Origin of the sequence: Enterobacter sp. BIDMC109 (assembly GCF_001037885.1) — a bacterium.
Classification (GTDB): Bacteria; Pseudomonadota; Gammaproteobacteria; order Enterobacterales; family Enterobacteriaceae; genus Enterobacter; species Enterobacter hormaechei_C.
On sequence record NZ_KQ090002.1, the window covers coordinates 1,982,282 to 2,001,264 of the forward strand.

Annotated in this window: 18 protein-coding genes and 1 pseudogene; 8 read left to right on the top strand and 11 right to left on the bottom strand. The window is 53.7% G+C overall.

Annotation, left to right across the window (positions count from 1 at the left end):
• Positions 1-32: 32 nt before the first annotated feature.
• From SK62_RS09440 to fabI, 3 genes are all read right to left on the bottom strand, one after another.
• The gene (locus SK62_RS09440; RefSeq protein ID WP_048249494.1) at positions 33-1,967 is read right to left on the bottom strand and encodes an exoribonuclease II; all 1,935 of its coding nucleotides are present in this window, start codon (positions 1,965-1,967) and stop codon (positions 33-35) included.
• Between the two features lie 88 nt (positions 1,968-2,055).
• Positions 2,056-3,042 (bottom strand): CMD domain-containing protein, encoded by a 987-nt coding sequence (locus tag SK62_RS09445; RefSeq protein ID WP_047719501.1) that lies wholly within the window; start codon positions 3,040-3,042, stop codon positions 2,056-2,058.
• 152 nt (positions 3,043-3,194) lie between these two features.
• Positions 3,195-3,983: an enoyl-ACP reductase FabI gene (gene fabI / locus SK62_RS09450; protein ID WP_003856831.1), complete on the bottom strand. Its 789-nt coding sequence runs from the start codon at positions 3,981-3,983 to the stop codon at positions 3,195-3,197.
• Between the two features lie 393 nt (positions 3,984-4,376).
• Here fabI and SK62_RS09455 point away from each other — a divergent pair, with 393 nt between their 5' ends.
• Positions 4,377-5,723, top strand: coding sequence for a sensor domain-containing diguanylate cyclase (locus SK62_RS09455; RefSeq protein ID WP_045339886.1), 1,347 nt, complete (start codon positions 4,377-4,379; stop codon positions 5,721-5,723).
• 2 nt (positions 5,724-5,725) lie between these two features.
• Here the strand turns inward: SK62_RS09455 and SK62_RS09460 are convergent, their stop codons facing one another.
• Together SK62_RS09460 and SK62_RS09465 are read right to left on the bottom strand one after the other, a co-directional pair.
• The gene (locus SK62_RS09460) at positions 5,726-6,547 is read right to left on the bottom strand and encodes a helix-turn-helix transcriptional regulator (protein WP_045339885.1); all 822 of its coding nucleotides are present in this window, start codon (positions 6,545-6,547) and stop codon (positions 5,726-5,728) included.
• A gap of 47 nt (positions 6,548-6,594) precedes the next feature.
• Entirely contained in the window at positions 6,595-6,996 is a 402-nt protein-coding gene (locus SK62_RS09465; protein ID WP_045339884.1) for a RidA family protein, read from the bottom strand.
• Between the two features lie 132 nt (positions 6,997-7,128).
• On the opposite strand from SK62_RS09465, the gene SK62_RS09470 reads away from it, so the two are divergent.
• A complete protein-coding gene (locus tag SK62_RS09470) occupies positions 7,129-7,719 on the top strand; it encodes a TetR/AcrR family transcriptional regulator (protein ID WP_045339882.1) in 591 nt (196 codons plus the stop codon).
• On the opposite strand, the gene sapF is transcribed toward SK62_RS09470, so the two are convergent.
• The 6 genes from sapF to pspF all read right to left on the bottom strand — a co-directional run bounded on the left by sapF (position 7,716) and on the right by pspF (position 14,076).
• Positions 7,716-8,522: a putrescine export ABC transporter ATP-binding protein SapF gene (gene sapF, locus SK62_RS09475; RefSeq protein ID WP_047719502.1), complete on the bottom strand. Its 807-nt coding sequence runs from the start codon at positions 8,520-8,522 to the stop codon at positions 7,716-7,718. The two genes, SK62_RS09470 and sapF, sit on opposite strands and share 4 nt — an antisense overlap.
• 1 nt (position 8,523) lies before the next feature.
• On the bottom strand, positions 8,524-9,516 hold the full coding sequence (sapD, locus tag SK62_RS09480) for a putrescine export ABC transporter ATP-binding protein SapD (RefSeq protein ID WP_003856840.1): 993 nt from the start codon (positions 9,514-9,516) through the stop codon (positions 8,524-8,526).
• On the bottom strand, positions 9,516-10,406 hold the full coding sequence (sapC, locus tag SK62_RS09485) for a putrescine export ABC transporter permease SapC (protein WP_003856843.1): 891 nt from the start codon (positions 10,404-10,406) through the stop codon (positions 9,516-9,518). The genes sapD and sapC overlap by 1 nt, the downstream gene beginning before the upstream one ends.
• The gene (gene sapB / locus SK62_RS09490; protein ID WP_017383081.1) at positions 10,393-11,358 is read right to left on the bottom strand and encodes a putrescine export ABC transporter permease SapB; all 966 of its coding nucleotides are present in this window, start codon (positions 11,356-11,358) and stop codon (positions 10,393-10,395) included. The genes sapC and sapB overlap by 14 nt, the downstream gene beginning before the upstream one ends.
• A complete protein-coding gene (sapA, locus tag SK62_RS09495) occupies positions 11,355-12,995 on the bottom strand; it encodes an ABC transporter substrate-binding protein SapA (RefSeq protein ID WP_047719503.1) in 1,641 nt (546 codons plus the stop codon). The genes sapB and sapA overlap by 4 nt, the downstream gene beginning before the upstream one ends.
• A gap of 88 nt (positions 12,996-13,083) precedes the next feature.
• Positions 13,084-14,076: a phage shock protein operon transcriptional activator gene (gene pspF / locus SK62_RS09500; protein ID WP_163358567.1), complete on the bottom strand. Its 993-nt coding sequence runs from the start codon at positions 14,074-14,076 to the stop codon at positions 13,084-13,086.
• 151 nt (positions 14,077-14,227) lie between these two features.
• On the opposite strand from pspF, the gene pspA reads away from it, so the two are divergent.
• The 6 genes and pseudogenes from pspA (at position 14,228) to SK62_RS09530 (ending at position 18,964) form a co-directional block, all read left to right on the top strand.
• Positions 14,228-14,896, top strand: a complete 669-nt coding sequence (gene pspA / locus SK62_RS09505; protein WP_015570399.1) for a phage shock protein PspA — start codon at positions 14,228-14,230, stop codon at positions 14,894-14,896.
• 49 nt (positions 14,897-14,945) lie between these two features.
• Entirely contained in the window at positions 14,946-15,170 is a 225-nt protein-coding gene (pspB, locus tag SK62_RS09510) for an envelope stress response membrane protein PspB (protein ID WP_003856853.1), read from the top strand.
• Positions 15,170-15,529, top strand: a complete 360-nt coding sequence (gene pspC / locus SK62_RS09515) for an envelope stress response membrane protein PspC (protein ID WP_047719504.1) — start codon at positions 15,170-15,172, stop codon at positions 15,527-15,529. Before pspB ends, pspC begins: the two co-directional genes overlap by 1 nt.
• Positions 15,530-15,541: 12 nt before the next feature.
• A complete protein-coding gene (gene pspD / locus SK62_RS09520) occupies positions 15,542-15,766 on the top strand; it encodes a phage shock protein PspD (RefSeq protein ID WP_003856857.1) in 225 nt (74 codons plus the stop codon).
• A 195-nt stretch (positions 15,767-15,961) separates the two neighbouring features.
• Positions 15,962-17,659: a sugar phosphorylase gene (locus tag SK62_RS09525; protein ID WP_047719505.1), complete on the top strand. Its 1,698-nt coding sequence runs from the start codon at positions 15,962-15,964 to the stop codon at positions 17,657-17,659.
• Positions 17,660-17,672: 13 nt separating this feature from the next.
• Positions 17,673-18,964: pseudogene (locus SK62_RS09530) on the top strand (ABC transporter substrate-binding protein).
• Positions 18,965-18,983: the final 19 nt, after the last annotated feature.

Below are 18,983 nucleotides of genomic sequence, written 5' to 3' on the forward strand. Positions count from 1 at the left end.
CTTAACGGAACGGCCGGAAGTTTACGCGGTTATCAGGCGACAGGGCGCGCGATAATACTGCGGGTTTCCATGCGCACTTCAGCGATGGTGACATCAATCACGTCAGTGACCTTGTAAACCGTTTCGCCTTTAATTTGCACGGTCCCGTTTTCCTGGCTACAAACCAGTTCGTCGCGAACGGCATGCAGGAACGGGGCAGGAATAAAGGCAACGGCGCCATTATCCACCAGACGAACGCGCATACCGCCGCGGCTGATGTCAATGATTTCAGCCGGGAAACGGGTGTCAGTCCCTGCCTTATCATTCAGGAAGCGCGCGTATAACCAGTCGCCGACATCACGCTCCGCCATACGGTTGAGACGGCGACGTTCTGCCATCTGCAACGTCGTATCATCCTGTGGGCGGGCAACAGATTCCCCTTTGATGATCGCTTTCAGCAGACGATGGTTAACCATATCGCCGTACTTACGGATCGGGGAGGTCCAGGTCGCGTAAGCCTCAAGGCCAAGGCCGAAGTGCGGGCCTGGCTCGGTGCTGATTTCCGCAAAGGACTGGAAGCGGCGAATACGGCTGTCAAGGAACCCTGAAGGCTGCGCGTCCAGCTCGCGGCGCAGTTTGCAGAAACCTTGCAGGGTCAGCACTTCCTCAGGATCGACGTGTACGTCATGGGTTTTCAGCAGGGCAGCCAGCGCTTCGGTGTTCGCCGGATCAAACCCGGTGTGCACGTTGTAAATGCCAAAGCCTAATTTGTCGCGCAGCACGCGGGCGGCACAAATGTTGGCGGAAATCATCGCTTCTTCAACGATGCGGTTGGCAATACGGCGCGGCTCAGCGATGATATTCAGCACTTCACCTTTTTCACCCAGCACAAAACGGTAGTCCGGACGATCTTTGAAGACCAGCGCGTGAGTTTGACGCCATTCGCTGCGGCTCAGGCAGACGCGGTGCAGCAGACGAATTTGTGCGGCAATGTTGTCGGACTCGGGTTTCCAGCTGCCCGTGTTCTCCAGCCAGTTGGACACGTCGTCATAGGCCAGCTTGGCTTTGGATTCGATGGTGGCGGCGAAGAATTCAATATCTTCTTCAATGGTACCATCAGCCGCAATGGTCATCCGACAGGCCAGCACCGGACGTACTTCGTGCGCACGCAGCGAGCAAAGATCGTCGGAGAGTTCACGCGGCAGCATCGGAATGTTAAAGCCCGGCAGGTAGTTGGTGAACGAGCGCACTTTGGCCATCTCGTCCAGCTTGCTGCCTTCGACAATCCATGCGGTAGGGTCGGCAATGGCGACGGTCAGATGCAGTTTGCCATCGGCTGTCTCTTCGGCATACAACGCATCGTCCATATCCTCGGTGCTGGCGCTGTCGATGGTGACAAAGTCCGGCGCCGTCAGATCGCGACGTTCCAGACCTTCGTCCTGCATTTCAGTCGCCACGCCCTCAGGCGCTTCTTTTTCGAGGTTGTGGCGCGCCAGCGTCACCCACCATGGGACGAAATGGTCGTCGCCGAAGGTAATGTATTGGGTAAGCTCGGCGTAAAAACCGCGATCGCCTTTTAAAGGATGACGGCGCATCTCAGCAACCGCCCAGTCACCCTCAACAAAATCATGCTCAACGCCACGCGCGGCGCGGCACGGAATAGCATCTTTCAGGAGAGGATGATCCGGCACGACAGAAAGACGATCGTCTTTTTTATGCACTTTCCCGACAAAGCGGGTCAGGAAAGGTTCGATCAGTGCTTCCGGCTCGGCAGACTCTCGTTCCTTTTCGGTATGAATAACGGCCGAAATGCGGTCGCCATGCATCACTTTCTTCATCTGAGGAGGCGGAATGAAGTAGCTCTTCTGCCCGTCAACTTCAAGAAAGCCAAAGCCCTTTTCCGTGGCTTTTACGACCCCTTCTGCACGCGGCGTCTGGGAATGCAGTTGCTGTTTAAGCTGCGCTAGCAGCGGGTTGTCCTGAAACATAATGTTCTATTTTCGTAGCCATTGAGCGGCTGACAGTTTTACGCGAATCTCACTGCTACAGCAAGCGCTCTTTAGGTAAAGGGTATGGTTATTCCTCTTTGCCGAGCGCCACGCGCAGACGGTCCAGCCAGCCATAAAATGCATCTCGGGTAAGCAGGTTGATGGCCTTCTCTGGCGAGAGACCTGACCCGGTCAGGGGCGTTAACTGGGCGGCGCTAAAGCGATCCGGAGAGGCGACAAGCAGCGCACGAGCGGCCGAGATCATCGAAGACGCGGGACCTTCACTTCGCGGATGGTTAAGCAGAATTTCGCCCGTCAGATCAAGCAGCATCGGCTCATGACACAGCACAGGAGTAAGCGCTTCAAGCGCCGGTTCCGCCTGCCAGCGTGAGAGCGCCTCAAGCTGAAGCGCACTGGCATATTTTAGCTCAACCGGGGGTAGCGTGGCGGTCCATCTGCTGAAGCTGACCGGCAGCGTATGGGGCTGAATGTGATGCCCGGGCAGCCAGCGTACCGGATGGCCAAGCAATGCCTGAAATACCGCGACCACTCGCGCCTGAAAACCGACAAAGCCGATGATCTGGTTGATGAGCACAATGTCATACGTTGTGAGTCCAACCTCATCAAGCTGGTTTTGGGCTTTATCATCGATGACATCGGGTGAGCTGGCTAACTGGCGGGCATACTGGGTAATTTCTGCAAGGCGTCGATTGCTTTCCCGGGAGGAGTCCGGCCCCGGAAGAGGGGCGAGCAGAGCAGCGTAGTGGTTACAGAGCCGCTGAACGCCACACGCCTGGGCAACCGTTAATGCCGTGCTCAGCCTGTCGTAGGCGCTGAGCGTATGCAGACGGTTCACGGGAGTATCAAGTGGGAACAAAAGATGACAGAGGGTTCGGGCATGCGTAAGCCAACCAGCACAGCTTGCGAGAATGTCATCGGGCAGGGCTAGATCGAGCAAAAAACGGTCGTCGACGTTAGCGGCTTCGGGCACCAGCGGCAGAACGTCCGTCTGCGAATGATTCGACTGGGTTTCATGATACCAGTGGCCTTTGCCGGAAAAACGGCGTTGTTCCATGGGCGTTCCTTGATCTCAAAATGGCGATCAATATCCTGGCGTAAGGCGGATGAGGGGAAAAATATTGTTAGGTGATAACAAATAGCTGAACGGAATAACGAGGGGCGGGGCGGAAGGAAACTCTCTTCCCTGGCGGGAAGAGAGTGACAAGCTTATTTGATTTCCAGCTCGTTCATTGCAGCGATGTTGAAGCCGCCGTCAACGTGAACCACTTCGCCGGAGATGCCCGCGGAAAGGTCAGAGCACAGGAATGCCGCAGAGTTACCCACATCTTCGATGGTAACGGTACGACGAATCGGGGTAACCGCTTCGCAGTGTGCCAGCATTTTACGGAAATCTTTGATACCGGAAGCGGCCAGGGTACGGATTGGACCCGCAGAAATAGCGTTAACACGCACGCCTTCAGGACCCATCGCGTTCGCCATGTAGCGCACGTTGGCTTCCAGAGACGCTTTCGCCAGACCCATAACGTTGTAGTTAGGGATAGCACGTTCTGCCCCGAGGTAGGACAGAGTCAGCAGGGCTGCGCCCGGATTCAGCATCGCGCGGCAGGATTTTGCCATTGCAACGAAGCTGTAGGAGCTGATGTCGTGGGCGATTTTGAAGCCATCACGGGTAACCGCGTTCACGTAGTCGCCGTCCAGCTGGTCGCCAGGAGCGAAGCCGATGGAGTGAACAAAACCGTCGAATTTCGGCCATGCTTTTGCCAGTTCAGCAAACATGCCATCAATGCTTTCGTCTTGTGCAACGTCACATTCCAGAACAATGCTGGAACCCAGCTGCGCGGCAAATTCTTCAACACGGCCTTTCAGCTTGTCGTTCTGGTAGGTGAACGCCAGCTCAGCGCCTTCGCGATGCATTGCCTGTGCGATGCCGTATGCGATGGACAGTTTGCTGGCAACGCCAGTCACCAGAATGCGCTTACCGGAAAGAAAACCCATAGCTTTAATCCTTATATTCATTGCTTATTTTGCCTTGTAATTCATAGCGTTACAGGCAGTATTTCAAAATCATTCGAAATTAGCTCGAAATTATAGCCCACTCACAGCCCCTTGTGTCACGATATTTCTCGCTCCTGCACCGTGAATGGGCTCACGGAAGAGGTCGAACTGTCTCTTCATCAGGCTGTTTCGTGTGTATCCCAGCAGTATATCACCGCACGCGGGGTTCGCCTCATCCAACCAGCGGGCACCGTGACGCCGCCCTCATGCTGATGTGTCCAGCGCCTTTTGCGCAAAATGATCCGTTTAGCCCTTTAAACGCTTTAAAATTGCGCGAGGGTTGATAACGGCTATGCCATTTTGCGTCTTTATCTGTGTGCGGTAAGAAGGAAGATGAAAAATATTACGTTGGCCGAAAAACTGATCATGCTGTCAGGTGCGGTGCTTTTCGCACTAATGATCGCGGTGAACTCCTTTTGCGTGAATGATAATCCTGGTTTCAGGGTGCCTATGACCACCTATTTGATCGTCATGATTGCGCTGTTCTTTCTGGATACCATTATCTTTATTTTTATCCAGATGCTGTATGCCTCCGACCGAACGCGTTTTTCATTATTCATTCTGAGCCTGGCATTTCTTAGTGGGCTGGTTTATTTTATTGAGACGATCATTGTTATTCAGCTTCCGGAGCATGCTGGTTTTACCCAGGCGGCAAAAACCAACGATACGGCGGTATTCTATTTTTTCCGGCAGCTGAGCTTTATCGTATTACTGGCGCTGGCGGTCCGTGTGGAGAAAATCACGAGACGATCGGCGCTCAGATTCCGAAATAAGATCAGCATGACGTTAGCATTAATGATGTCATTGGTTATATTTCCGATGCTGGCCCATTATCTCAGCAGCTACCATCCGGCCTGGACATTAACGATTGCAGCATACGAAGATGAACATCATCATCCTGTCTGGGATATCAGGTACGTAAACGTTCTGATCCTGCTCTGGTCGGTTTTACTTTGTTATATGATTTCAGTGACACGCCTGGCGTCCGGGATCTGGAACAGTATTATTGTGGTCTGCCTTTCCGCCATCGTTTACAATTTTTTCCTCTTACTGCTTGATACCTACAATCTGTCGCTCTGGTATATCAGCCGGGCAGTAGAGGTCCTCAGTAAATTATTTGTAATTTGTACCTTAATGTTCCATGTCTTTAACCTGTTGAAAATTTTTGGCGATCGGGTTGATCGCGATCCGCTTACTCAGATCTACAACCGTAAATATTTTTATGAGGCACTTCCGCGGGTCCGCTCGCTCAGGACAGAAAAGGGGGCCAGCATTATGATGCTGGACATCGACAACTTTAAGTCGATAAACGATAACTGGGGGCATCTTGTGGGGGATCGCGTGATTCTGGCGGTCGTGGATATTATCAAAGACAGCATTCGCGATAACGACATCTTTGCCCGACTGGGAGGTGAGGAATTTGGTCTTCTGCTGCCGGATACCGACGGTAAGCAGGCTATTGCCGTCGCGGAGCGTATTCGCCAGAACGTTCAACAGCGCACCGGGCCGGGCTATCATTATGCTCTCCCGGTAAAGGTCACATTAAGTATCGGCGTGTGCTCAGCCATTCAGAATAACGTCAACAGCTATGATATTATGCGTGACGCGGACGAGGCGTTGTATGAGGCTAAGCACAACGGTAAAAACAGAATCGTTACCAGACAGGCTGAATGCAGCTGAGGTTACTGGATGGGGATGAACACATCAAAATCGACACGCTCATCGCTGTACGCATTAATTTTCATCAGGTAATTACCGTCGCGCAACATCAGGCGTTTATTTACCATCGCCTTAACGAAGCCAATCTTGTTAAACGCGCTGTAGCTTTCCCAGCTTCCGCTAAAGGGCATTCTTGCGTATCTCCCCCGCACAATGCAGGATTTTTTATTTGTCACGGTGTCGCTTTGTAAAGCGTACGATATTAATACCTCTACCAGATACGATCGGCTTTTGCCTAACTCGGGGCGGCGGGGCATCAGAATAATTTTATCGATATCATGGCGGTTTTCTGTCAGGAGCTTTTTGATTTTTTTAGTAATATCATGTACCGAGGAATCAAAAAGATGATCGTGCTCGATAATTTCATGCGTATAGACAAACGTTTCATCCAGAAAGCAGACCTCAAGCTCAGGCGTTTCCAGTTCGCTTAATAAAAAAGAGGGCTGTAAGATGTCAAAATTCCACCCTCTGGCACATCTGTACTCAGAGGGTGTCAGCCCCATCATTTTTTTAAAGGCTCTGGAAAATCCCTGGCTGCTCTGGTAATGGAATAAATACGCAATATCCGTCACCGGAATCGACGTCATTCTCAGCATAATGGCGGCACGGCTTAACCTCCTTCGGAGAATATACTGACCTAAAGAGAGCCGATACTTCTCTTTAAACCATGTTTCGATGGTTCTTCTGCTGTATCCAATATCTGCAACCAAATCATCAATGTGTAAAATAGTAAAGTTATTTTCTTCTACCCAGGAGAGAATATAGTTACTGATGCTGTCTTTCATTTGTGCGTCAGTGATAGCTTAACGGTAAATCAGTTTGCTGCCTTATGTTAATTCGCGGGCGTAGGGATCCTGGCGATAACCTTAATTTCGAAATCAAAACCCGCAAGCCAGTTAACGCCTATTGCTGTCCAGTTTGGGTAAGGAGCGTGCGGAAATGCCAGTTTTTTCGCCTCCATGATGACGGGAAACTGGTTTTCAGGATCGGTATGAAACGTCGTGACATCGATCAGATCGTCAAAAGTACATCCTGCGGCTGCCAGCGTCGCCCGTAAATTATCGAACGCCAACTGCACCTGAGCGGGGAAGTCGGGTTCAGGTGTGCCATCGCTGCGGCTGCCAACCTGACCGGAAACAAATAACAGATCGCCAGAGCGGATTGCAGCTGAATAGCCATGCTCTTCATAGAGGGCATGGCGATTAGCCGGAAAGACGGGGTCACGTGGATGCATGGTTTTTCCTTTTCTGTCAGGGGTATTGTTGTGGTTGCGCAGTAGAAGTAACATACGCGATGTATGTCAAAAATGTAATCCACATACGCCGCGTATGTCAAATTATAATTACCGCTTAATGAAGGAAGTCCCATGGCTACAAAACGTCGCGCTGAAACGGCCCAGGAAAATCGCGAGAAAATGATTCAGGCGGCGCGGAAGGCGTTTGCTGAAAAAGGCTATGCCGCAGCGTCAATGGATGAACTCACGGCAAGCGTGGGGTTAACACGCGGCGCGCTATATCATAATTTCAACGACAAGAAGGGATTACTGGCAGCTGTGGTCGCGCAGATAGACAGCGAAATGGCAGCAAACGCAAAAGCGATTGCCGCCGCCGCCGAAGATGACTGGGAGCGACTGCTGGCGGAGGGCATCGCCTATATCAAAATGGCGCTCGTTCCGGAAGTTCAGCGTATCGTCCTTCTTGACGGTCCGGCTGTTCTGGGCGACCCGGCGCAATGGCCCAGCCAGAACAGCTGCCTTGAGTCGACCCGTCAGACCATCGAAAAAATGATGGAGTGCAACGTAATCAAAAAGATGGATGCCCGAGTCGCAGCCCATCTGCTGAATGGCGCTGCGCTGAATGCGGCTCTGCTGATTGCCGCGAGCGATGAACCGCAGAAGACACTTCCGCATGCCATAGAGGTGTTTACTCTGCTGGCAAGCGGGTTACGCAACGGCTAACGATCTTTACGCCACGCGTCCGCCGTCAATGCTTCACCAAAGTGTCCGGCAATCAGGCGTTTTGTCAGGTCGTGGAGCGGGGAGGCCAGTACGTCAGCGGTACTGCCGCGCTCAACCACTTCTCCCTGGTGCATCACCAGCACCTGATCGCTGATGTGCTTCATCATGCCCAGGTGCTGAGTCACGTAAATATACGAGATCCCCTGCTTTTCCTGTAATTCCAGCATCAGGTTAATGAGCTGCGAACGCATCGACATATCCAGCGACGCCAGCGCTTCGTCGGCGATGATGACCTTCGGGCGCAGGATCAGCGCGCGGGCCAGACCGAGACGCTGTTTTTGGCCAGGGGCCAGCATGTGCGGGTAATAGCTGACATGGTCGGGCAGGAGGCCTACCAGACGCAGGGTTTCGACAATCCGTTTGCGACGCGCTTCCGGCTCCAGGTCGGTATTCAACCGCAGCGGGAAATCCAGGATCTGGGAAATACGCTGACGCGGGTTCAGGGACGTCGACGGATCCTGAAAAATCATCCGGATGCGCTGACTGCGAAAAGAGTAGTCCCCAAATTCCAGAGGATGATCGTCAATCAGTATTTCACCGCCGCTCGGCTCGACCATACCCGCGAGCATTTTTGCCAGGGTCGATTTGCCCGAGCCGTTTTCACCGATAATCGCCAGCGTCTGCTTTTCGCGCAGCGTAAAGCTCAGCGGTTTAACAGCCTCGACGGTCTGACGGTAAAACAGGCCGGTGCGATAGCGAAAGGTCTTACTCAGGTTACGTACTTCCAGTAAGGTTTCGACCATTTCACTCTCTCTCCATGTTCAGCGGGAAATGACAGGCAAACAGATGGTTTTTCGGCCCTGTCAGGCGCGGTGTTTCAATGCATTTGCGCTGAGCATACGGGCAACGCGGACCCAGACGGCAGCCAATGGGCAGCGATTCCAGCAGCGGTATCGCGCCAGGCAGTGTATTCAGCCGGCTTTTGTGCGGCATCGCGCTGCCAAAGTCCGGGATCGCCCTGATCAGCGCCTGCGTGTAGGGATGATGCGGCGTCGTCACCAGGTCTTCGCTTGGCGCGGTTTCTACCGTCTGGCCGCAATACATTACATCAATTTTATCCGCCCATTTGCTCAGCATTTGCAGGTCGTGGCTGATCAACAAAATGGTGGTGTTGTTATTCTGGTTCAGACGCGTGAGCAGGCGGAAAATCTGGGCCTGGGTGGTTGGCTCCATCGCGTTCGTTGGTTCGTCCGCAATCAGCAGACGCGGCTGATTCGCCAGGGCGATGGCAATCATCACTTTCTGGCATTCACCGTCGGTCAGTTCGTAGGGGAAACTGCGCATCGCGTCTTTATGGTCTTTGATCCCGACACGGTGCAACAGCTCAATGGCACGGCGTTTACGCCAGCCGAAACGCTGCCACCAGCGGCCTTTATAGGTCCACCCGGGGATGTTCTGCATCAGCTGTTTCCCGACGCGCTCGGACGGGTCGAGACAGGATTGCGGCTCCTGGAAAATCATCGAGACGTTATGGCCCACCAGTTTACGGCGTTCGCGCGGGGAGAGACGCAACAGATCGATGTCGTCGAAGCGCATACGATCGGCGGTCACCCGCCAGTTGTCCTTCGCCACGCCGCAAATGGCCTTGGCGATCAGACTTTTCCCCGAACCCGATTCGCCCACCAGCCCGCGGATTTCGCCCTCTGCGAGCGTAATACTGATGCGATCCACGGCCTTGACCCAGCCTTCGCCCGTTTTAATTTCGATCGTGAGGTTGCGGATATCGAGTAACGGCATTATTGCACCCCCGCATTGATTGCGCGGCGGATCCCGTCGCCCAGCAGGTTAACGAGCAGCACGCTCACCATGATGGCCGCGCCCGGCAGCATGACCGTCCACGGCGCAACGTAAATCAGCTCCAGCGCATCGCCAAGCATAGCGCCCCATTCCGGGGAGGGGAGCTGCGCGCCCAGGTCCAGGAAGCCCAGCGCTGCGATATCCAGAATCGCCATCGACAGGGCGCGGGTGATCTCCGTCACCAGCCCGGCGGCAATGTTAGGCAGCACGGCAAACCACAAAATATTAAACGTGGTGGCGCCATCCAGACGGGCGGCGACGACATACTCTTTCTCCAGCTCGTCGTGAACCAGGCTGTAAACCGAGCGCACCATGCGCGGCAGAATGGCCAGCCAGACGGCGAACATCGCATGGGTGAGGTGCGGCCCCGCGAAGGCCACGACGATAATCGCCAGCAGCAGCGAAGGAATAGAGAGCAGGGTATCCAGAATATGGTTAAGCACGGCCGACCGCAGCCCGTGGGTTGAGCCGGCAAAAATGCCCAGCGCCAGGCCGCAAATCGCAGCGGCCAGGGTGACCACGAACGCGCCGCCTACCGTCGGTGCGGCGCCGCTCAGTAAACGACTTAGCACGTCGCGTCCGAGATCGTCAGTCCCCAGGAAGAACGAAACCTCCCCGTAACGCGACCACGACGGCGGTAAAAGCTGATAACCCAGGAACTGCTGATCGATGCCATACGGTGCAAACCACGAACCCAAAACGCACAGCAACACGAGGCCAATGCAGCCGTAAAAGCCGATCATCGCCGTGGTGTCGCCGTAAAAATTACGCCACACGGTGCGTAGCGCACCGGGCGTGCGCTTTTCGCTGTAGACGTTATCGTAAGGCATACCATTCCTTATGCTTCAATGGGTTGGCCATGGCACCCAAAATATCGGAAATAACGTTAACAATAATGACCAGCGAGCCAATCACCATTACGCCGGCGGAGATCGCCGCGTAATCCTGCTGGCGAATGGCGTTGATCATCCAGCGCCCAAGGCCCGGCCAGCTGAAAACCATCTCGGTGATCATTGCCAGCGTCAGCATGGTTGAGAATTGCAGCCCAAGACGTGGGATTACGGGGGGCAACGCATTGTGCAGCACATGGCGACGTAAAATCGTCAGGCGAGACAGTCCGCGCGTGGCGGCGGCTTTCACATAGTTTTGATCGAAGACGTCGATAGTGCTGATGCGCATCAGGCGGATCACTTCGGTCGTCGGCGCGACGGCCAGCGTAAGCACCGGCAGCACCATGTGGCGCAGCGCGCTCACGATCATTTCGTCGCGCCAGACTGAATCAGAAAGCCAGGCGTCAACGATCGCGAAGCCGCTCACCGTTTGCACGTTATACAGCAGGTCAAAACGGCCAGATACCGGCAGCCAGCCTAACGTCAGTGAGAAGAAGAGGGTAAGCAGCAGCGCCAACCAGAAAACAGGGATGGAAAAGCCAATTAAGGCAAGCGCGCTAATAAATTTATCCTGCCATTTATTACGATAAATTCCCGCCAGCATTCCCACCGGGATCCCCACCATGAGGGCAAAGCCAAAGGCGAGTATACACAGCTCCATGGTGGCCGGGAAAACCACTTTCAGCTGTTCGGAGATGAGCTGTCCGTTGATGCTGGACACGCCAAAATCCCAGTGCAGCAGGCCATTAAACCAGAACAGCCAGGCGTCCCAGAGAGATGAGCCCTGAAGCGGGGCGTGCGGCGTAAAGTAGCTCAGGCTAAAGCCGACAAAGGTCAGGAAGAACAGGGTCACCAGCAGTAACAGTAGCCGACGCAAGGTAAATATAATCATGGTTTCTTCACCTCTTGTTCTTTCTCACGGGTCACGCCCGCGAAGGAGGCGTTACCAAACGGGCTGAGTACCAGCCCTTTAATATCGTAACGGTAGGCCTGGAGGCGCAGGGAAGAGGCAAGCGGCAACACGGGAAGTTCTCTGGCCAGAATATTTTGCGCTTCATCGTAGGCCTCAATGCGTGAGGCAAGCTGTTGAGACGCCAGCGCTTTTTGCAGCACGGCATCAAATTCCCGGTTACACCAGTGGGCGTAGTTGGTCTGGGAGTTGATTGCCGCACAGCTCAGCAGCGGACGGAAGAAGCTGTCCGGGTCGTTACTGTCGGTGGACCAGCCAGCCAGCGTTAAGTCGTGATTCATGTCCATCAGACGCGCCTCCTGGAAACGGCCTTCGACAGGCACGATGATCACCTTAATGCCCACCTGCGCCATATCAGCCTGCAACAGCTCCGCCGTTTTCAGCGGGCTGGGGTTCCACGCCTGAGAGCTGGTGGGCACCCACAGCTGTAGCGTCAGGTTTTCTGCCCCCAGCGCTTTAAGCTGTTCGCGCGCTTTCGCCGGATTATATTCCGTAATCTTCGCCTCGCCGTCATAGGCCCAGGAGGCGCGCGGAAGAATAGAGGCGGCGGTTTCCGCGGTACCGTAGTAAATCGACTGCATCAGACGCTGGTTGTTGATCGCTAACGCCAGCGCATGGCGCACGGCCGGATTATTCAGCGGCGGCTTATCGGTGTTAAACGCCAGATAAGCGATGTTCATGCCCGGGCGCAGGGTCAGGCGCAGGCGTGGGTCGTCGCGCAAAATGGTCAACTGGCTGGCCGCAGGCCAGGCAAGCACGTCGCACTCGCCGGTCAGCAGTTTGGAGAGTCGGCCTGTTCCACCTGAACCCAGATCAACAATAACCTGCGGCATCAGCGGCTTGCCGCGCCAGAAACGATCGTGGCGTTGCAGGCGAATGTATTGTCCGGCGCGGTACTCTGCTAACTGGAACGGACCGGTGCCTACAGGCTCACGATCGAGACGTTCCTGACGATCCTTTTTCGTCAGCTGATCCGCGTATTCGGCTGACATGACCGAGGCGTAGTGCGTCGCCAGATGCCAGAGGAAGGAGGCATCCGGGCGATTCAGACGAAACTCAACCGTACGGTTATCCAGTTTGCGAACGCTTTTGACCGAGTCCGCGAATTGCAGACTGTCGAAATAGGGGAAGTTCCCGCCATTAACGTTATGCCACGGATGATTGCGGTTGAATATGCGCTGGAAGGTGAAAACCACGTCATCCGCGTTGAGCTTACGGGTTGGGGTAAACCACGGGGTGTGCTGAAAAGCGACGTCATCGCGTAAACGGAAGCGGTATGTGGCGCCGTTATCCATCACTTCCCAGCTCTCGGCAAGTTCCGGGACCAGCCGATAGGTGTAAGGATCGACATCAAGCAGGCGATCGTAAAGCTGCGCGGCCAGCGTATCAACAATCAGGCCGCTCCCCGCCTTTTGCGGATTAAAGGTATCAACTTGCCCGCTGACGCAGTAGACGAAACCACTATCACGGATATCAGGGGGCACAGCGCGATCGGGCGCAGCAAAGGCCAGATTGCTGAACAGACCGAGTGCAAACAGGGACGATAAAACCAGGCGCATAGTTTTTAAGGTTTTTAGATTCGATCTGCAAAGTGTATCGCACTTACGCCTGCTTCGTAAAAATGTCTGGGGGTAAGTGCTGATAATGTCAGCGCATTTGATGTTTTTTGAGCAATGCCCTTAACTGATGGTAGGTCAGACCCAGCAGTTCAGCTGCCCGTTTCTGGTTATATTTCGCCTCTTTCAGGCTCTGCTCAAGCAGCTGTTGCTCCTGCTGATGCTGGAACTGGCGTAAATCGAGCGGCAACGCCGGAGCCTGCTGGCGCGTCGCCGGAGCAGGGAGCTGTTTATCCTCGCGCCGAAACGGATCGAGAATAATGTTGTCCAGTTCGGTCTCGCTGCTGCCATGCCGGTAAACGGACCGTTCCACCACGTTTTTCAGTTCACGAATATTGCCCGGCCAGTGGTAACCGAGCAGGGTCCCGGTGGCCCGTTCGCTGAAGCCCGGAAAGAGAGGCAGACCCAGTTCCCGGCACATCTGAATGGCAAATTGATCGGCCAGCAGCATGATATCGCTGCGCCGCTCCCGCAGCGGCGGCAGCTGTACAACATCGAAAGCCAGCCTGTCCAGCAGGTCGGCGCGGAATTTGTCCTCAGCCACCATCGCGGGCAGGTCGGCGTTGGTGGCGCACACCAGGCGAACGTTGACCTGGAGGGGCTGACTGCCGCCAACGCGTTCCAGTTCACCGTACTCAATGACGCGCAGCAGTTTTTCCTGCACCAGCATCGGCGCGGTCGCCAGCTCGTCGAGAAAGAGCGTTCCGCCATCGGCGCGCTCAAAGCGTCCGGGATGGCGTTTTTGTGCGCCGGTGAAGGCGCCAGCTTCATGACCAAACAGCTCGGTGTCGAGCAGGTTTTCATTCAGCGCCGCGCAGTTAAGCGAAATAAAAGGGCCGTCCCAGCGGCCAGACAGAAAGTGCAGGCGGTTAGCGATAAGTTCTTTACCTGTTCCGCGCTCACCAATAATCAGCACCGGTTTATTCAGTGGCGCGAGGCGCGATACCTGTTCAAGCACTTCCAGGAAGCTGTTGGCCTCGCCAAGCAAATTATCTTTATATTCAGCCATGATGAAATTAACCACTCCTTAGTGATATTCACCAGGTGAGAATAGCCGCTGGCTGGATAAATATCAATCACACTCAGTAAAATCAATAAGATAAAAAGTTGGCATGGGATTTGTATTAACTACTCAGCAGGGCATCGCCCGATAACAGAACTATGAGGATTGAATTATGGGTATTTTTTCTCGTTTTGCCGACATCGTGAACGCCAACATCAACTCGCTGCTGGAGAAAGCGGAAGATCCGCAGAAGCTGGTGCGCCTGATGATTCAGGAGATGGAAGACACGCTGGTTGAAGTACGCTCCACCTCCGCCCGCGCGCTGGCAGAGAAAAAGCAGTTAACGCGTCGTATCGAGCAGGCAACTGCCCAGCTTAACGAATGGCAGGAAAAAGCGGAACTGGCGCTGCGTAAAGATAAAGAAGATCTGGCTCGCGCTGCGCTGATTGAGAAGCAGAAGCTGACCGACATGGTTGCCACGCTGGAACACGAAGTGACGCTGGTGGATGATACTCTGGCGCGTATGAAGAAAGAGATTGGTGAGCTTGAAAACAAACTCAGCGAAACCCGTGCACGTCAACAGGCGCTGGCGCTGCGCCACCAGGCTGCAAGCTCGTCTCGCGACGTGCGTCGCCAGCTGGACAGCGGCAAGCTGGATGAAGCGATGGCCCGTTTCGAATCGTTTGAACGTCGTATCGACCACATGGAAGCTGAAGCCGAGAGCCACAGCATCGGTAAACAGAAAACCCTCGATCAGCAGTTTGCTGACCTGAAGGCCGATGATGAAATTAGCGAGCAACTGGCTGCGCTGAAAGCCAAAATGAAACAAGACAACCAATAATAATTCCTGCGGCACCTGAGCGTGCCGCATCGTAAGACAAGGAGTACACATGAGCGCGCTTTTTCTGGCTATACCCCTGACCATTTTCGTGCTGTTTGTTCTGCCCATCTGGTTATGGCTGCACTACAGCAACCGCTCTTCACGCGGTGAGCTGTCGCAGAGTGAACAACAGCGGCTGGCGCAGCTCTCTGCCGAGGCAAATAAAATGCGCGAACGTATTCAGGCGCTGGAAGCGATCCTGGACGCGGAACACCCGAACTGGAGGGAACGGTAATGGCTGGACTGAATCTGAATAAAAAACTGTGGCGGATCCCACAGCAGGGCATGGTTCGGGGCGTTTGCGCCGGGCTGGCGCACTATCTGGATGTTCCGGTAAAACTGGTGCGTGTGGTCACCGTATTGTCGATTTTCTTCGGCCTGGCCTTTATTACACTGGTGGCATACATCATCCTGTCGTTTGTACTCGATCCTATGCCGGAAGGTGAGCTGGATGCGGAGAACACGCCAACCAGCAGCGAGCTCCTGAACGCGGTGGATGAACAGCTGAGCGCAGGGGAGAAGCGATTGCGCGAGATGGAACGTTATGTCACCTCCGATACCTTTACGCTGAGAAGTCGTTTTCGTCAGCTTTAAGAGAGAACTTACATGAAACAAAACTGGCAACAGGCCGGTCAGAAGGTAAAACCCGGCCTGAAAATCGCAGGTAAACTGGTTCTGATGACGGCGTTACGTTATGGCCCGGCCGGTGTGGCGGGTTGGGCGATCAAGTCTGTTGCCCGCAAGCCGGTCAGAATGATGCTGGCGGTCGCTCTGGAGCCGCTGTTACAGAAGCTGGCAAAACGCGTTTCCCGGCGCTACCTGTCACGCTAGTTCCTCCCGCATAAGCCCTTTCTCGCCCAGAGAAGGGGCATGACTTTCCCTTCTGCGTTTCTTCTGCTTTTCTGCTTTCTTTGCGGCAGCTCACAATAATGCGTTGCGCTGCGCTGAGATTGCTGCTTTCTGCCCCCGGGTCCGTTGACAGATATTTTACATGGGAGTAGATTGCCAATCCGTGGGACCGCTACCATGGAAAATAATGTGAACGCAAAAATTAAAAAACTTATCAATCATATTTACGGTGAATCATTTTCAGATGCACACCTTAACGTGTTATTAACTAAGCTTGAAAAGGCGGCGGTTAATATTACGGAAAAGCGTAAGTCAGGCTGGGATGAAAAAGACGTTGTGCTGATTACCTATGCCGATCAGTTTTCCGCGAAAGGGGAGAAAGCGTTGCCGGTATTTACCCGTTTCTATAATGAATGGCTTTCTCGCACGTTTTCTCATGTCCATCTGTTACCGTTTTATCCGTGGTCGTCGGATGATGGATTTTCCGTTATTGATTATCACGAAGTTGCACCTGAAACCGGAACCTGGCGAGATGTCGCGGAATTAAAACAGTCTGCCAGCTTAATGTTTGACTTCGTTTGCAACCATATGTCAGCGAAAAGCGAATGGTTTGCTAATTATCTGGCGCAGAAGCCGGGCTACGAAGATTTCTTTATTTCTGTCGATCCCGAAACCGATTTATCGGCGGTGACGCGTCCCCGCGCATTACCGCTGCTGACGCCGTTTACGCTTAATGATGGCAGCGTTCGTCATCTGTGGACCACATTCAGCGATGACCAGATCGATCTCAATTTCGCCTCGCCGCAGGTGCTGATTGCCATGGTTGACGTTCTGCTCCATTACCTCATGGAAGGGGCGCGTTATATCCGTCTGGATGCGGTCGGGTTTATGTGGAAGATCCCGGGAACCACCTGTATCCATCTGGAACAAACCCATTGCCTTATCCAGCTGTTCCGCGCCATTATGGACGCCGTGGCGCCTGGAACGGTGATCATCACTGAGACAAATGTTCCCCACAAAGACAATATCTCTTACTTCGGTGATGGTGAAAATGAAGCCCAGATGGTCTATCAGTTTTCCTTACCGCCGCTGGTGCTGCACGCCGTTCATCGTCAGGATGTTAAAGCCTTGTGCCAGTGGGCGGGCTCGCTGGCGCTGCCTTCAACTTACACCACTTGGTTTAATTTCCTGGCTTCACATGATGGTATCGGATTGAACCCGTTACGCGGCATCCTTCCGGAATCAGAGATCCTCTCGCTGGTCGAAAAGCTTCAGCAGGAAGGCGCGCTGGTCAACTGGAAAAATAATCCTGACGGAACGCGAAGCCCCTATGAAATTAATGTCACCTATCTTGATGCGTTGAGTTTGCGAGACAGCTCAGATGATGAGCGCATTGCGCGGTTCATCCTGGCGCATGCTGTGTTGTTAAGTTTTCCTGGCGTACCGGCTGTATATATTCAAAGCATTCTTGGTTCGCGTAACGATTATGAAGGTGTCGAACGTCTCGGATATAATCGCGCGATAAACAGGAAGAAATACACCGCAGGTCAGGTTGATCGGGAGCTTAATAATAATAAGAGTATACGTTATCAGATTTATTCTCGTTTGAGTGAGCTTATTGCTATTCGTCGCGGCGAGCGTGCGTTCCATCCGGATAGTCAGGCTATTTTTGACGCAATCGGTGAACATATTCTTAAAATTGTTCGTGTTGCTGAAAATGGCGAGCGAATGACAGCATTATTTAATTTTAGCAATAAAATGCAGACCGTTTATGGACAAACGCTCTTTGGTAGGGAATTACTCTCAGGACAAGATATTAGCGGTACGGAACTGACCCTCAATCCATGGCAGGTAATGTGGATTAAAGAAAACTAAAAAGGACCCTAAAATGAAAATGCCCAAAATTGTGCTGTTATCAGCACTGGTTTCGTGCGCCCTGTTATCAGGCTGTAAGGACGATAAAGCATCTCAGGTCACCATTGAGTTTATGCACTCGTCGGTAGAACAGGAGCGTCAGGCAGTTATTACGAAACTGATCGAAAAATTCGAGAAAGAAAACCCGACTATTACGGTGAAACAGGTCCCCGTTGAGGAAGATGCCTATAACACCAAGGTCATTACGTTGGCCCGTACCGGCGCGCTGCCGGAAGTGATTGAAGTCAGCCATGACTACGCCAAAGTCATGGATAAAGAGCAACTGCTGGACCGTGACGCGATCGGCAACGCGATTAAAGCCGTCGGTGAAGATACCTTTTACGACGGTATTTTACGCGTTGTTCGCACCGAAGACGGCAAGGCATGGACGGGGGTGCCGGTTAGCGCGTGGCTGTCCGGCGTCTGGTATCACAAAGATGCGCTCGCGGCAGCGGGAATCGAAGAACCGCACAACTGGGAGCAACTGCTGAAAGCCAGTCAGGCGCTCAACGAACCGGCGAAAAAACATTACGGTATCGCGCTTCCAACCGCAGAAAGCGTCATGACGGAGCAGGCCTTCTCGCAGTTTGCGTTGTCAGGCGGAGCCAACGTCTTTGATGCAAACGGCAACGTGAAAATCGATACCCCTGAAATGTCGAAAGCGCTGGCGTTTATCGGGCAATGGCCGCGAACACCATGCCGGGCTCCAATGATGTCATGGAGATCAAAGACGCCTTCATGAACGGCTCTGCGCCTATGGCCGTTTACTCCACCTATATCCTGCCCGCGGTCTACAAAGATGGCAATCCGGCCAACCTGGGGTTCGTGGTCCCGACGGAAAAATCATCAGCCGTGTACGGCATGATCACCTCGTTGACGATCACGACCGGCCAGACCGAAGAGGAAACGCAGGCGGCAGAAAAGTTTGTGACCTGGATGGAGCAGGCTCAAAACGCGTCTGACTGGGTGATGATGTCCCCTGGTGCGGCGCTGCCGGTGAACAAACTCGTGGTGGGCACTGAGAGCTGGAAAAACAACGACGTGATCAAAGCCTTTGGTCAGCTGCCTTACGAGCTGATTGCGCAGTTCCCGAACGTCCAGGTATTTGGCGCCGTAGGCGACAAAAACTTTACCCGCATGGGAGATGTTACCGGGTCCGGCATTATCAGTTCCATGGTGCATAACGTGACGGTGGGACAAAAAGATCTCAGTGCGACGTTAAGCAACAGCCAGAAGAAACTGACTGACCTGATATCACAACGATAGGAGCGCTTTGCGAAGGGAA

Bases quoted from the DNA above. Each gene is read 5' to 3' on its own strand.
- SK62_RS09465 (WP_045339884.1), bottom strand. From the start codon at position 6,996: ATGCATCCACGTGACCCCGTCTTTCCGGCTAATCGCCATGCCCTCTAT.
- SK62_RS09525 (WP_047719505.1), top strand. From the start codon at position 15,962: ATGGAAAATAATGTGAACGCAAAAATTAAAAAACTTATCAATCATATT.
- pspA (WP_015570399.1), top strand. From the start codon at position 14,228: ATGGGTATTTTTTCTCGTTTTGCCGACATCGTGAACGCCAACATCAAC.
- sapD (WP_003856840.1), bottom strand. From the start codon at position 9,516: ATGCCGTTACTCGATATCCGCAACCTCACGATCGAAATTAAAACGGGC.
- SK62_RS09470 (WP_045339882.1), top strand. From the start codon at position 7,129: ATGGCTACAAAACGTCGCGCTGAAACGGCCCAGGAAAATCGCGAGAAA.
- pspC (WP_047719504.1), top strand. From the start codon at position 15,170: ATGGCTGGACTGAATCTGAATAAAAAACTGTGGCGGATCCCACAGCAG.
- sapA (WP_047719503.1), bottom strand. From the start codon at position 12,995: ATGCGCCTGGTTTTATCGTCCCTGTTTGCACTCGGTCTGTTCAGCAAT.
- pspB (WP_003856853.1), top strand. From the start codon at position 14,946: ATGAGCGCGCTTTTTCTGGCTATACCCCTGACCATTTTCGTGCTGTTT.
- sapC (WP_003856843.1), bottom strand. From the start codon at position 10,406: ATGCCTTACGATAACGTCTACAGCGAAAAGCGCACGCCCGGTGCGCTA.
- SK62_RS09460 (WP_045339885.1), bottom strand. From the start codon at position 6,547: ATGAAAGACAGCATCAGTAACTATATTCTCTCCTGGGTAGAAGAAAAT.
- fabI (WP_003856831.1), bottom strand. From the start codon at position 3,983: ATGGGTTTTCTTTCCGGTAAGCGCATTCTGGTGACTGGCGTTGCCAGC.
- SK62_RS09440 (WP_048249494.1), bottom strand. From the start codon at position 1,967: ATGTTTCAGGACAACCCGCTGCTAGCGCAGCTTAAACAGCAACTGCAT.
- SK62_RS09445 (WP_047719501.1), bottom strand. From the start codon at position 3,042: ATGGAACAACGCCGTTTTTCCGGCAAAGGCCACTGGTATCATGAAACC.
- sapF (WP_047719502.1), bottom strand. From the start codon at position 8,522: ATGGTCGAAACCTTACTGGAAGTACGTAACCTGAGTAAGACCTTTCGC.
- SK62_RS09455 (WP_045339886.1), top strand. From the start codon at position 4,377: ATGAAAAATATTACGTTGGCCGAAAAACTGATCATGCTGTCAGGTGCG.
- sapB (WP_017383081.1), bottom strand. From the start codon at position 11,358: ATGATTATATTTACCTTGCGTCGGCTACTGTTACTGCTGGTGACCCTG.
- pspD (WP_003856857.1), top strand. From the start codon at position 15,542: ATGAAACAAAACTGGCAACAGGCCGGTCAGAAGGTAAAACCCGGCCTG.